Annotated in this window: 14 protein-coding genes; 6 read left to right on the top strand and 8 right to left on the bottom strand. The window is 36.6% G+C overall.

What is annotated here, in order from left to right; all coding sequences use genetic code 11:
- Together fabG and R2R28_RS18230 are read left to right on the top strand one after the other, a co-directional pair.
- The gene (gene fabG, locus R2R28_RS18225; RefSeq protein ID WP_057933957.1) at window positions 1-744 is read left to right on the top strand and encodes a 3-oxoacyl-[acyl-carrier-protein] reductase; all 744 of its coding nucleotides are present in this window, start codon (window positions 1-3) and stop codon (window positions 742-744) included.
- A gap of 123 nt (window positions 745-867) precedes the next feature.
- The gene (locus R2R28_RS18230) at window positions 868-1,446 is read left to right on the top strand and encodes a hypothetical protein (protein WP_316827118.1); all 579 of its coding nucleotides are present in this window, start codon (window positions 868-870) and stop codon (window positions 1,444-1,446) included.
- A gap of 78 nt (window positions 1,447-1,524) precedes the next feature.
- On the opposite strand, the gene R2R28_RS18235 is transcribed toward R2R28_RS18230, so the two are convergent.
- Window positions 1,525-2,259 (bottom strand): murein L,D-transpeptidase family protein, encoded by a 735-nt coding sequence (locus R2R28_RS18235; RefSeq protein WP_316827119.1) that lies wholly within the window; start codon window positions 2,257-2,259, stop codon window positions 1,525-1,527.
- A 393-nt stretch (window positions 2,260-2,652) separates the two neighbouring features.
- Between R2R28_RS18235 and R2R28_RS18240 the strand changes: the two genes are divergently transcribed.
- Both R2R28_RS18240 and R2R28_RS18245 read left to right on the top strand, forming a co-directional pair.
- The gene (locus tag R2R28_RS18240) at window positions 2,653-4,737 is read left to right on the top strand and encodes a hypothetical protein (protein ID WP_316827120.1); all 2,085 of its coding nucleotides are present in this window, start codon (window positions 2,653-2,655) and stop codon (window positions 4,735-4,737) included.
- On the top strand, window positions 4,724-5,344 hold the full coding sequence (locus tag R2R28_RS18245) for a trimeric intracellular cation channel family protein (RefSeq protein ID WP_316827121.1): 621 nt from the start codon (window positions 4,724-4,726) through the stop codon (window positions 5,342-5,344). Before R2R28_RS18240 ends, R2R28_RS18245 begins: the two co-directional genes overlap by 14 nt.
- A gap of 126 nt (window positions 5,345-5,470) precedes the next feature.
- Here R2R28_RS18245 and R2R28_RS18250 read toward each other — a convergent pair whose 3' ends face one another.
- The 3 genes from R2R28_RS18250 to R2R28_RS18260 form a co-directional block, all read right to left on the bottom strand.
- Window positions 5,471-5,770, bottom strand: a complete 300-nt coding sequence (locus tag R2R28_RS18250) for an FtsB family cell division protein (protein WP_113951033.1) — start codon at window positions 5,768-5,770, stop codon at window positions 5,471-5,473.
- Window positions 5,771-5,976: 206 nt separating this feature from the next.
- Window positions 5,977-7,272, bottom strand: coding sequence for a phosphopyruvate hydratase (gene eno, locus R2R28_RS18255; protein ID WP_316827122.1), 1,296 nt, complete (start codon window positions 7,270-7,272; stop codon window positions 5,977-5,979).
- Between the two features lie 314 nt (window positions 7,273-7,586).
- Window positions 7,587-8,096 (bottom strand): GNAT family protein, encoded by a 510-nt coding sequence (locus tag R2R28_RS18260; protein WP_316827123.1) that lies wholly within the window; start codon window positions 8,094-8,096, stop codon window positions 7,587-7,589.
- Between the two features lie 75 nt (window positions 8,097-8,171).
- Between R2R28_RS18260 and R2R28_RS18265 the strand changes: the two genes are divergently transcribed.
- Together R2R28_RS18265 and R2R28_RS18270 are read left to right on the top strand one after the other, a co-directional pair.
- Window positions 8,172-8,804: an ATP-binding cassette domain-containing protein gene (locus R2R28_RS18265; RefSeq protein WP_316827124.1), complete on the top strand. Its 633-nt coding sequence runs from the start codon at window positions 8,172-8,174 to the stop codon at window positions 8,802-8,804.
- The gene (locus tag R2R28_RS18270; protein WP_316827125.1) at window positions 8,804-9,934 is read left to right on the top strand and encodes a hypothetical protein; all 1,131 of its coding nucleotides are present in this window, start codon (window positions 8,804-8,806) and stop codon (window positions 9,932-9,934) included. Before R2R28_RS18265 ends, R2R28_RS18270 begins: the two co-directional genes overlap by 1 nt.
- 145 nt (window positions 9,935-10,079) lie before the next feature.
- Here the strand turns inward: R2R28_RS18270 and R2R28_RS18275 are convergent, their stop codons facing one another.
- From R2R28_RS18275 to R2R28_RS18290, 4 genes are all read right to left on the bottom strand, one after another.
- Entirely contained in the window at window positions 10,080-10,439 is a 360-nt protein-coding gene (locus R2R28_RS18275) for a hypothetical protein (RefSeq protein WP_316827126.1), read from the bottom strand.
- An 18-nt stretch (window positions 10,440-10,457) separates the two neighbouring features.
- Window positions 10,458-11,864 (bottom strand): D-alanyl-D-alanine carboxypeptidase/D-alanyl-D-alanine-endopeptidase, encoded by a 1,407-nt coding sequence (dacB, locus tag R2R28_RS18280; RefSeq protein ID WP_316827127.1) that lies wholly within the window; start codon window positions 11,862-11,864, stop codon window positions 10,458-10,460.
- 21 nt (window positions 11,865-11,885) lie between these two features.
- Window positions 11,886-13,010, bottom strand: coding sequence for an ATP-binding protein (locus R2R28_RS18285; RefSeq protein WP_316827128.1), 1,125 nt, complete (start codon window positions 13,008-13,010; stop codon window positions 11,886-11,888).
- Between the two features lie 140 nt (window positions 13,011-13,150).
- Window positions 13,151-13,753, bottom strand: a complete 603-nt coding sequence (locus R2R28_RS18290; protein ID WP_316827129.1) for a CDP-alcohol phosphatidyltransferase family protein — start codon at window positions 13,751-13,753, stop codon at window positions 13,151-13,153.
- Window positions 13,754-13,768 lie beyond the last annotated feature (15 nt).

Raw genomic sequence — 13,768 nt, forward strand, 5'->3', positions numbered from 1 at the left:
ATGAAATTACTAGAAGGAAAAACAGCATTAATTACAGGGGCATCGAAAGGAATCGGCCGTAAAATAGCTGAAAAATTTGCTGAGCAAGGCGCTAATGTAGCTTTTACATATTTATCATCAGTAGAAAAAGGCGAAGCCTTAGAGCAGGAATTACAAAGTTTTGGAACAAAAGTTAAAGGTTACCGTTCGGATGCTTCTAAATTTGCTGAAGCGGAACAATTGATTAACGATATCGTTGCCGAATTCGGTACGATTGATATCGTGGTCAATAATGCAGGCATTACCAAAGATGGTTTGTTGATGCGTATGAGTGAAGAGAACTGGGATGATGTAATCAACATTAATTTAAAATCGATCTTTAACGTAACTAAAGCGGCTTCTAAAGTGATGATGAAAGCCCGTAAAGGTGTTTTTATCAATATGGGTTCTATTGTTGGTACAACGGGTAACGCGGGACAAGCAAATTATGCTGCGTCTAAAGCTGGTATAATCGGTTTTACCAAATCAATCGCTAAGGAATTAGGTTCGAGAAATATCCGAGCCAACGTTGTAGCGCCAGGCTTTATCCGAACCGAAATGACTGATATCCTTGATCCTAAAGTTGTTGAAGGCTGGGAAAAAGATATTCCGTTAAAGCGTGCCGGTGAAACTGAAGATATTGCTAATGTTTGCGTGTTTTTAGCCTCAGATATGAGCGCTTACGTAACCGGACAAACTTTGTCTGTTTGCGGTGGAATGCTTTAAGATTGGTAGAGAAAGGTGTAAAGCAAAGCCATAAATAGTAAAGGCGTAAAGTGTATTAACCCACCTTACGCCTTTTTTTATTGCTGAAATTTTATTAAATTAGTTTTGATATAATCTTCATTAATGAAAAAAAAGTCGCTCATAATTCTAATTTTATTGTTTTCAATTTTAAGTGGGTTTAGTCAAACAGCTCAGCCTAAAAAAATAGAATCAGCTATAAAGATAACTATTGTGGGCTTTTTAAAATGGTATAAAGAAAACGAACCAAAATTAACCACCTCTGCCATAGTTAAGGGTTATAACGAAGACACCATAAAAAAGGATAGTATTCTTAGAGTTGATATGAGAAGCGTTGATGAATATTTATCAAACTTCAGGAAATCTAACTTTGTGTCGGATTCTTTTCTCGGAGCTTTAAGATTTAAATATAAAAGTGTTTCTGATTCACTGACAAAATATCCCGTTATTGATTATTTTGGGCCAGTTCCAGGATTGGAATGTGATTTGCTTTTTGGATTTGAACCGGAAGAAATCTTGGACCATGCCGATGAAGGAAAGATATCTAAGATTTTTTTTATTTACAATAAGGCGTTAGTCAAATTTGATATATCTAAGTATAATCAAATGATTTTCTGTTTAACGAGATCTTCAGATCAAAAATGGGTAATTGATAATTTAGATTATGACATAACTAACTTTTGATGAATATTAGTGAAAATAAGAATAGATTTTTTCTCAATATAATTTATCCAATGAGAAATTGGCCCTCAAACCTTCCAGCTATCTCACAACATATTTTCCTTTAAACTCAGTAACCTTCGCTGGTATTTTATTCTTCTCAAAAGCTAGATATCCGGCCTGTAGGGATTTCCAAAAGCTGGCCTGCGATGGAAATTGAGCAACGTATTTCTTCATATTCCCATCGGTCATTTTGAAAGGATAAATGTTTACCGGAATTTTCTCCTGACCAGCATTTCTAGCTTCAACCCCTAAAACGTATACTTCTTTAATTTTTTCATCTGTTAAAGGGATGCAACCTACGGTTACACAATTGCCATGGATGTAGATGTCGCTTCCAGGTTTCCTATCTTTTCCAGTTCGGGCATAATCTACTGTATTTGGATAGTTTACGCCTAAGGATAAATGAAAATTGCTCATGGGGTTAAAAACATTGATATAATAAAAGCCCTCAGGCGTTTGCCCGTCACCTTCAAATACCTTGGGGCCAATAGTGCCGGAGTGTGCACAGAAATCGTATGTTCTGAACAGTGAATAGGTTTTTGCCGAATTGTTTTTTAACCAAACTTCCAGTTTTCCTTCTGTTTTATAGGCGTTGATCACCATGGAGAATTTATCTCCATAGCCACCGGCTTGAACAAACTTTCTTAATGTTTCCCATTTTTCGCTATATGCTTTGTCTACTCTTTCGAATTTGATCTGAGTTTCTTTAAAATTATTTTGGGCATTCACCATGAGGCTTATGGATAGCAAAAACGTTAAACAGGTTAATTTCATAAAGATTGATTTGGTTAAAAATAGGTATTTAAACACAGAGAAAATAGTGTTCTCTTTTTTTACCACAAAGGTCACACAGAAAAAGGCACGAAGTACGCAGAGGTTGGGCGCTTAAAGGGTTTAGGTAATTTGTGATCCTCTGTGCAAAATTCAGTGCACTCCATGGTTTAACAAATGGGTATTTAACTGCAGAGGCCATAGCGATTTTTTCGTTGTTTAGCACAGAGCGCACGGAGCGGTTAAATTTTATGCTTTAAACTCTGTTATCCTCTGTGCAATTCTTTGTGTACTCTGTGGTAAACCAATTTGAGTTTTAGTACTTGCATAAATTCTTTGTGCACTTTGCGGTTAATAATCTTGAAAATTTCCCCAAAATTACCATCTTTATGAATTATGACTGGTTTTTTTTCGGGTACTTCTATTTTGTTTTTTCTCGGTTGCTTAACCTTAGGCGTATTGTATGCCTGGTTGCTTTATCGCGGCAACAAAAATTTAGATAAAAAACTTCAGTATGGCCTAACGGCATTAAGGATTATTGTGGTGACTACCATTGCGTGGTTAATATTCGCACCGCTGATTAAAACCTTAAATTACACTTTAGACAAACCTGTAATTATCATCGGACAGGATAATTCCTTATCGGTAGGTCAGGTTAAGGCTGCTGGTTTCGACCAAAAGTTATACGAACAAAACCTTAAAATATTACAGGCTAAACTTTCGGACAAATATGAAGTGAAAACACTTCATTTTGGTGATCAGGTTGCTGATGGTTTCGACTTTAAAAATCAGGGAAAATTAACTGATGCCTCCGCATTTTTTCAGAAAGTAAGGGATGAATATACCAACCGGAATGTTGGTGCAATTATTTTAGCTACCGATGGTATTTTTAACCACGGTGGAAATCCGCTTTACAGTGTCAATCAGATTAATGCCCCGGTTTACACCATTGCCCTGGGAGATAGTATCCCGAAACGCGATGTGCTTATTTCGAATGTAAATTATAACAACATTGTTTACCTGGATGATGATTTTACGATCGAAGTACAGGTTCAGGCTTTTCAAAGTGACGGCGAAAGCACTTCTTTAAGCATGAGCCAAAACGGTGCAAAGGTTGATCAACAAAATATAACGATTAATGGAAATTCTTTTGTTAAAACGATTCTGGTGAAAATCCATGCCGGTAAAATAGGTGTACAGAAGTATACCGTTCAACTGGGCGCTTTAAAAAATGAAATTACGACACGAAACAACTTTCAGACTTTTTATGTTGAGGTTATTGATGGCCGGCAGAAGGTATTACTGGCTGCAGCTTCACCACACCCCGATTTAAGCGTGTTAAAGGAGGCTATTTCGCTTAATCAACATTATGAAGCTAAACTTGCCCTTGCTGATGATTTAAACACAACAGACCCCTCTAAATTCGATTTAATCGTATTGTATCAATTGCCCGATGCTCAGAACCTGTCAACTGCTTTTCTCAAAAAGTTGACAGGTCTGAAAAAGCCGGTTTGGTATATTTTAGGTGGTCAGAGTAATATAAATGCTTTTAACCAGATTCAGAATCAGGTAAACCTGAGTTCTGCGAATGGCTCTGTTCAGGAAGTATATGCCGATTTTGCCAATGGTTTTACAAGTTTTAACCTCAGTGAAGAAGATAAAAAGCAGTTTTCTGCCTTCGATCCATTGCTGAGTCCATTTGGAAGGTTAACCGTAAATGCGGGCGCAACACCCGTTTTTAATCAACGTATTGGCAAAGTAAGCACACAGCAGCCACTACTGTTCTTTGCAAACGAAAACGGTTTAAAGGCAGGTTATCTGTTGGGAGAGGGGCTTTGGCGATGGAAACTCTCAGAAGCTGAAAATGAAAGCAATCAGTCGGTTTTGAACGATCTGATTTCAAAAACGGTCCAATACTTATCCGTTAAGGATGATAAACGCAGGTTTAAGGTTTTTACCTCAAAGTCTGCTTATGATGAAAATGAAGCCATTCAGTTTAATGGTACGCTTTATAACGACAGTTATCAGCCTGTAAATGAAGCAGAAGTCAAACTTCAGGTAAAAAATGAAACCGGAAAAGTATTTAACTATATTTTCTCTAAAACCGAAAATGCTTATCAGTTGGATGCCGGAACCATGCCTGCAGGGAATTATTCTTATCTGGCGAATACTGAACTTGGGGGCAAGAAATTCACTGCTGCTGGTAGTTTTTATGTAAATGCATTAATTGCAGAATATCAGCAAACTACAGCCAATCACCAGCTTTTAAATACCATGTCTAAGCAGAGTAATGGTAAATTGTTTATGCCCGAAAACCTCCTTAAAATAGCTGATGAGATTACTAAAAACGAAAATATTAAAACCATTAGTTACGAAGACCGTAAATACAACGAACTGATTAACATGAAGTGGCTGTTTGGTTTGATATTGATTTTATTGGGAGTAGAATGGTTTTTAAGGAAACGCAATGGAGAACTATAACATTTCTACTTCGGAGATTATTGAGGTTTTAGGAACCATTGCTTTTGCAATCTCTGGTACTTTTACCGCCATGCAGCGTAAGCTGGATCCATTTGGTGTGCTCATCATAGCTTTTGTTACCTCAATTGGTGGGGGTACAGTAAGAGATTTGTTAATTGGTGATACTCCGGTGGCCTGGATGCGTGATATGCAAACCTGTTTAATTATTTTATTTACGGCATTGGCAACCATGTTTTTTAAAACACATGTGCAGAAAATGAAAATCACGCTGTTTTTGTTTGATAGTTTGGGCCTTGGGCTATTTACGATGGTTGGATTGCTGAAAGGCATTGCTTTCGGCTTAAATCCGGGTATTTGCATCGCATTGGGTACAATTACCGGTTGCTTTGGTGGGATTATCAGAGATACATTACTCAACACCATTCCATTGGTATTCAGAAGAGAAATTTATGCCACAGCCTGCATCTTCGGTGGCTTGCTTTACTATTTGTTGTTATGGTTAAATGTGGAGAGTGTGGTGGCAAAACTTTCGGTAGTGGCTTTTATCTTTATTTTGCGCATTATCGTGGTGAGGTTTAAACTTTCCTTACCAAAATTTGAGTACTAGAGAGAGGTTATCGGTTAATTGTTTAAACTGATTAACTGTGAATAATAAACTGTTTAATTGGCGCCTTGAACTGCCAACTGCCAATTGAGAACTGTTCACTCCAAACTCCCAACCCAAAACTCCAAACTAATCTTTCTTCTCTTCCTGGATAATTACAAAAACATCTTCATTGTCTTTTTTCATGAAGTATTTCTCACGTGCAAATTTTTCAGCTGTGTTAAGGTTGGTATTCAGTTCGTTTAAATCTTTTTTAACCTGCGCGGTTTCCTTCTCGAAATATTCCTTTTCTTCCTGTAATTTATTCGCCTGACTGCGGTACTCGTATTGCGACATCATATCGTTTTTGTCGAAAAATAGCATCCACAGCGCAAAAGCGACAGTAGCAAGGAAATATTTATTGCGGAAAAGATCTATTAAACGTTTCATATTTTTCTCGAAAACTGTTATTTAAGCCTTGCAGGTTTGTAGAACAAATATAGTATTAAAATAAAAACATCCGAAGATTTAAAATCTCCGGATGTTTCGCAAATAAGTTTTTCAACTTGTTAACACTATAACATTGGATTGTCATGTTGAGCCTGTCGAAACACCCTATCGAAAAGTTCTTCGACAAGCTCAGAATGACATCTTAATTATTTTTTAGCGTATTTGAATTTTGAACCGATGAAACGTGCGTTTTCACCTAATTCTTCTTCAATACGTAATAATTGATTGTATTTTGCAATCCTGTCTGAACGTGATGCAGAACCTGTTTTAATCTGTCCGCAGTTTAATGCAACAGCTAAATCAGCTATGGTAACATCTTCAGTTTCGCCAGAACGGTGACTCATTACCGAAGTATAACCATTGTTTTGAGCTAAAGTTACCGCATTGATGGTTTCAGTTAAAGAACCGATCTGGTTTACTTTTACCAGGATCGAGTTAGCAGTAGCCTCGTCAATACCACGTTGTAAACGCGTAACGTTAGTTACAAATAAATCATCACCTACCAATTGAACATGATCACCAATTTTATCAGTTAAGCTTTTCCAGCCAGTCCAGTCGTTTTCGTCCATACCATCTTCAATAGAGATAATTGGATATTTTGCAGAAAGATCAGCTAAATATTGTGCCTGCTCTTCGCTTGAACGAATTACGCCGGTAGCGCCTTCAAATTTAGTATAGTCATATTTACCATCTTTGTAGAATTCAGATGAAGCACAGTCTAAAGCTAAACAAATCTGTGAACCTGGTTTGTAGCCAGCAGTTTCAATTGCTTTTAATACCGTTTCAATTGCATCTTCAGTACCATCAAAAGTTGGTGCAAAACCACCTTCATCACCTACTGCAGTTGATAAACCTCTATCGTGAAGAATCTTTTTCAAGCTATGGAAAACTTCAGTTCCCCAACGTAAAGCTTCAGAGAAAGAAGGAGCGCCAACTGGCATAATCATAAATTCCTGAAAAGCGATAGGCGCATCAGAGTGAGAACCACCGTTAATGATATTCATCATCGGGATTGGTAAAGTGTTGGCATTAACACCACCAATGTAACGGTATAAAGGTTGGCCGATTTCATCAGCAGCAGCTTTGGCAGCAGCTAAAGAAACACCTAAAATAGCATTAGCACCTAAGTTACCTTTGTTTTCAGTACCATCTAGGTCTAACATGATTTTATCAATTGTATTTTGCTCAAAAACATCAATACCTCTTAATGCTTCAGCAATTTTAGTATTTACATTTTCTACAGCTTTTAAAACACCTTTACCTAAATATGTAGATTTATCACCATCACGTAATTCAACAGCCTCATATTGCCCGGTAGATGCACCGCTTGGTACAGCTGCACGGCCAAAAGCGCCTGCTTCTGTTACTACTTCTACTTCTACTGTTGGATTGCCTCTCGAATCGAGAATCTGTCTGGCATGGACATTAACGATTATGCTCATTTTTATTTGATTTTTATTGATTTTTTAACCTGCTTAGTGTAAAAAGTACAATTACTAAGCGTAACATCAAAGTTAGTATATTTTTTAAATAAATAAAGCGTTTTAAGGGTTAATGTTACGATAGTTGTTTGAGTTAACCGATGGTTAATTTTGATTTAATATTGGTCGCCAAACTCATGTTGTATCTTGTTATCCTTGTAATTATAGACCATTCATAATTTTTTGAAAAGCAGTTGCAGTATTACTTCGTTTGGGCAAAATGTTTTAATCTAAAGAATTCATCATGGCTTGACTCGCGGTTGTTTAATATGGTCTTAAACCAGCTGATGTTTCCTAAAGCCAAAAATCAGTTCATTATAATATTCACCATTTTTAAAAATGGTGTTTTTTAATTCTGCCTCGAAAATAAAACCTGCTTTTTTTAAAACCTGTTGTGAGGCCAGGTTGGTATGTGAGGTTCGCGCGAAAACCCTTTCAATATCGAAGGTACCGAAACCATATTTCAGCATTTCCTTTACTGCCAGTGGAACAATGCCCTTGCCCCAATGCTCTTCAGCAATCCAATAACCCATTTCTGCACTTTTGCTGTAAATATCGGCCAGTTGATGCACACCTATCGATCCGATTACCTCACCATTAAACACAATGGCCTTAATTTGCAATGGATCATGGCTTAAAGCCAATCGGATAAAAGCTTCACCATCTTTTTTCTCATAAGGAAAAGGGAATTTATTGGTTAAATATTTCGAAATGTTAAGGTTATTGGCGTATTTAACCAAACTTTCGACATCATTGGGCTCGTAAGGACGTAAAACTAATTGCATTGATGTATGATTTTATCAAGATGAGATCAGTCTGTAACTTTTCAATAAAACTAAAGTCAGAAATAAAACGGTTTTATGTTACACTTCAATCAATTTGAAAAATCTTATTTCGATCATCTTGTTTTAAAGATAGATAATATTAAAATTCCCGAAGGTATTTTCTGGATAAAAGGTAATAATGGTACTGGAAAAAGTACCTTGTTGAAAGCAATTGCAGGGATATTATCTTTTAAGGGAGATATCGCGATTGGCACCGTTTATTTAAAAAATCATGGTGTTTCCTATCGGAAACTGGTCAGTTTTGCCGCTGCTGAACCAGTCTTCCCTGAATTTTTAAGTGGAACAGAAATGATTAGTCTTTTCACGAAAGCTAAAGGCTTAATTCCCGGTCAGGCTGAAATCTTAGTGAACGAAATTGGAATGAAAGCGTATATCAATAATCCATTGGGTTCTTATTCCAGCGGAATGCTGAAAAAACTTTCGCTGGTACTAGCCTTCCTGGGTCAGCCTAAATTAATTTTGCTGGATGAACCGTTAAATACCATCGATGCCGAATCTCTTGAAGTATTATACCGTTGGATCAATGAAAAACACGCGAACGAGAAGATCAGTTTCCTTTTATCATCGCACCAGCCTTTGGATGGGTTAAAGTTACCCGGACTTAAACAGATTATTATTGAGGATAAAAAATTAAACCTGAACTTTTAGTGCAGCCGCTTCCGAACCTTGTTTTAAGAAAAATATTTGTGGATGGGTTTTACCGTACCCATGCAGGTATGCTGGTATTCGTTTTCGTCATGTTGATCAGTTACTGTTTGTTCATTAATACCTTAGGTACGGTTATGCCTGATCAGATCGATTTCTGGCAGTTTTTCTTTACCATCAGTTTGGTAAGTAATCCATTAATTATGGTTTTTTACCTCGTAGCGAGCTCATTGTATGCCTATAAAAGTTTAAAATATGTGTTAAATCAAATGGCTTTGCCCCAGCAGGAATTTTTGCATTATAGTTTCACTTCATTACCTAAAAAACATCAATTTTTGGCCTGGTGCGGGGTGCAGGCTTATATATTTATCCCGGTATGGTGTTATACTTTTTATACCATTGTTATCGGGTTGGTATTTGGATATTACCTTATTTCTATTGCGATTTTGATCTTTCAGTTGCTTTTAATCCTCGGTAGCGCTTATGTATGTTCAAAAGAAAGTAACCGTTTAATGGAATCCAGTAAACCCAATTGGCTAATCCGGATCAGCCGGAAATGGAATAAACCTGTGTTTTTATTGTATAGCTTTCAGGTTTTTAACCAATCCAAACTGGCCTATTTATTAACCAAAATGCTTTCGTGGGTATTGATTTTAAGTGTTTATATGCTTTTTTCTGATTTGGAAGATAATTTCAGGTTACTCATGCTCATTACTTCCTGCATTATTGTGGCCCATGTTGTGCTCATTTATCAGGAGAAAATTTTCAATGATAGTTATTTGTCCTTTTTGCCAAATTTTCCATTCTCAGGGTCAAAAGTTTTTTTTGGCTTCTGTTTAAACTATCTTATTTTATTATTGCCCGAAATGTGCTGGATATTCACCCGTTTTGGTATATTAACCTCACTAAAGCTGATCTTTTATGCATTTTCCGCTATCCTTTTATTTAGAAATTTGCTTTTGCTCAATGGGGTTGTGGTTAAAGGATTTTTGATAAGTGTTTTTTGCCTGTTTTTCCTCTTTTATGTGTTTATTATGTTTGGCTTAGGCTTAATGCTAATTCCACTAAACATTATTGTGGCTTGGTTGGTATTCAGGAGAAATAACTTGAATAATAATGGTATAGGTATTTGAAGTAAAAGTTTATCTATCACGATCGTTATGCTGTCCCGATTTTCACATCGGGATCAGATCTTTCCTGCTGGATAGACCCTGAAATAAATTCAGGGTGACTACATAAATATAAATTAAAGCTGTGTTATTAATCGAACTTTCTTTCCTAAATATTAGCAAACACAAAGTTTAACCTGGCAAGCTCCGTTTTGACCTGGTTTATGCCAATTAAACCGCCAGACATGCCGCTTGATTGCTGAAAAATGTTGACTGTAAGTTCGTTGTCAACGCCTGGAGCCATTGTTACGCTAAATTTAAAATAAGTTACAAAAGCACCAAGTAAAAGTCGTTTTATACGGCTGCCTTTTTCTAAGATTAAATTACCAAATTGATTGTTAATCACCTGATATCCTTGTTGTTCCATGACTTCGGTGACTTTTTTAGTCATTTCTTCTACTGAAATACCTTTATATAAGTTAGAAATCAGTCCATCAACAGTTTGAAGGTTTTTTACAAAAAGCGCCATATTATTTATAGGGATGTTTTATTTTAATTCGTCTAATACCTTAAACAACTTTTTGTTAATACTGTTTCCGCTATAATTATTAATATTGATCACCACCACATATTTGTTACCAGCCGCATCCGTATGGAAACCTGCAAAGGCAGAAACATCGTTTATGGTTCCGCTTTTAATTTTCATACCATTGTATTCAGGCAGCGCTTTATAATAATCAGGGAACCAGTTTTCTTTCTGAATCTGAAAAAGTATAGTCGCCATTGCAGAGGTTGTGATCCTGTCGCCTGGTGAAAGTCCGCTGCCATCAATAATATTCAATGCCGTTCTATCAATTCCTTTATCAGCCCAAAAGTTGATTTCCGTTTCAGCACCTTTACTTGTTGTGCCTGCTTTGCCCGATTTTATGGCAATGGTTTTTAACAGTGATTCGCCATATAAATTAATGCTTTTCTTTAAAAACCAATAGGTAATCTCGCTTAGGTTAGGCGAGCTGATGGTACTTATCTTTTGTGTAACCGAAGGAATAATCTGGTTGTTTAAAGTCATCAATCTTGCTGTAGTAACCTGTTGGCTGGTCGAAATTCCCAATCTTTTCAACGTATCTTGTAAGCGGTAGGCGCAATCAAAAGCAGGGTCGGGGAGGGCTACAGAAATACCTGTTTTAGCAATGCCCATTCCCCAACTTCCTCGGAGGTAAGCTACATTGCTGTAAGGTGGAAGAAAAGCGTAACTTCTATCGCCAGTACCAGATGCACCGGTTTTTAATTCATTTATGATTTGTACATAAGGTGTAGCCGGAACGGTTTTCACAATTTTCACTTCATCTGCTGTGCTGCTTCCAGGTTTTAGGTGGATGTCGAACTGATTTTCGCGCCAGGCTAAGCCAGAAGTCCCGGCACCATAATAATTGCCGATATCCTGCCAAACCCAGCCCTCTGGTGTGGTTTGTGTGCCGAAAATACGATCATCGCCAATTATAGTTCCTTCAATTTTTTTAATGCCGGCTGTTTTTATTGCCGCTACCCATTGCATTAAAACATTATTTTCTTTGTTTTGATAACGCCATGATCCCAAAGTTGGGTCGCCGCTACCAATAATGATGAGGTTGCCTTTTAATGTTCCATCTGTAGTAATTGTTCCAGTATAGGCCAAAGTAGTCTGAAATTGAAAGTCTTTACCTAAAATACTAAAAGCTGTTGCTGCGGTAATGGTTTTTAGTGTTGAAGCGGTAGCTAAACCGATCTGCTCATTTTTGGCATAAAGCGTTTTACCGGTATTGGCATCCAAAACGCAAAGAGATACTAGGGCATGTTTTGCCTGTTCGTCGTTTAATAAATTATCAAAGGCTTTTTCGATGTTTTGGATCCTGTTTTGAGCAATTGCTGCAATTGTTAAGCACAGCGATAGGGACAATATTTTGAAAAATTTCATTTTTTTTTGCAGGCGATTATTTTATACCAGGAAACTGGTATAGTTAGCTTTATTTATAACGTATGTTTCGTTGGTGGGGTATGCATCTAAAAAAGTTGAGGGAAACTTTACTTTTTTATTCGCATTCCACTTGATCTCTATTGCATTTATTTTTCCATCAACTTCTTCTATTAAATCAATTTCCTGTTGCTGAAAACTGCGCCAAAAATAATATTTTGCATGCTTTCTTTTATTATTACTGGCTTTGATGTATTCAGATACAATGTAATTTTCGAACAGCTGACCAGCATCCTGTCGTAAGCCAAGCATACTAAAATTTTCGATTACCGCGTTGCGAATTCCTGTATCATAGAAGTATATCTTTTTGCTCTTTTTAATTTCGTTCCGCAGGTTACTGCTGTAAGCACCTAGCCTAAATACAACGAAACATTGTTCTAATAAATCGATATAACGCTCAACAGTAAGTTTATCGGCCTCAATCATTTGGCCAAGTTCAGTATAAGAAACTTCGTTACCAATCTGTAGGGCCAGTGCCTGTACCAGTTTTTCGAGCTGTAAAGGTTTTCGGATGCCAGTAAGGGATAAAATATCCTTAAAAAGATAACTGTTTGCCAAATTTAATAACAGCTCTTTTTCTTCACCCGGATAATTGATCGCATCAGGATAAGTGCCATAAATTAATCTTTTTTCTAAAGCCTGTTCTTCAATAAGCACATTCGTGTCTTCAACAAGTTCTGCAACAGAAAAAGGGAAGAGGTGATATTCGAATTTTCTTCCCGTTAATGATTCTTTGATGCCAACAGCCAGATCTAATGATGAGGAACCTGTAACCAATAACTGGACATCAGTAAAATTATCGACGATCAGTTTTAATGTTAAGCCAATATTGGTAACGCGTTGTGCTTCGTCGATAAAAATAATTTTGTTAACACCGATGATTGATTTGAGCCTTTCGATACTGATATCAGTTAAGGTAGCACGTACGTTTGCCTCATCGCAATTTAGAAAAACAAAAGGTAACTCCTTCTTATTCACTAACTCCTTTAACATAGTGGTTTTACCCACTTGTCTGGCACCAGTAACGATAATGGCTTTTTGTTTAAAAAATTTCGATTCGATGTGATTCTGCAGATTTCTGATAATCATCTTACAAATTTTGTTTCTCTCAAATATAGCAAAATTCTGTGCTAATCTCTTTTTTATATATAATTTAGTGATTACGATCTCTTTTTTATATATAATTTAGTGATTAAGGTCGCTAAATTATATAATTATAAAAATTTAATTTACCCGTTAAACAGCTTATTGCGCTTAATTTCTTTTCCCTGTCTCAGTTTTACAGCATGATATATGGTAGGTACATCATTTGTCCATTTTTTGAGGGTAAAAACAATGGCAAGTATTTCCAAGCGGGTGGCCATGCCAAGCCAAAAGCAAATTTCAAATAATACTACTGATTCGCAATGCACCATAATTTCGACCAAAGTGGAAAATATGGTCAGCGTCCAGATTTTAGCACCGATAGAGTGTGTGGCAATTTCTTTTTTGAATTTGATGTAACTTAAAGCATAAATTGAAGCTTCAAAAGCACCAAGGACAATTAATTTGATCAGGTTGGTTTTAAAGAAATCAGGACATTGGATATAAGTTGCCACTGCTACAGAAATGAAAAATACCTGGTCGATGCCTGAATCTAAACGCCTTAATTTTTCAGAAGAGATATTAAGTTTACGGGCAATAATGCCATCAAAAACATCGGTTAACAAACCAATGGATAATAAAGTGATGGCCCAAAAGGAATAATGACTGACGTGGAAAACGCTTAATAGGATGATTCCAAAACCGATAAGTAATCTGGAATATATAAGCGCAATGGGAATATGTTTCATTGTTGGAGCGCATAA

Origin of the sequence: Pedobacter miscanthi (assembly GCF_032678605.1) — a bacterium.
GTDB lineage: Bacteria > Bacteroidota > Bacteroidia > Sphingobacteriales > Sphingobacteriaceae > Pedobacter > Pedobacter miscanthi_A.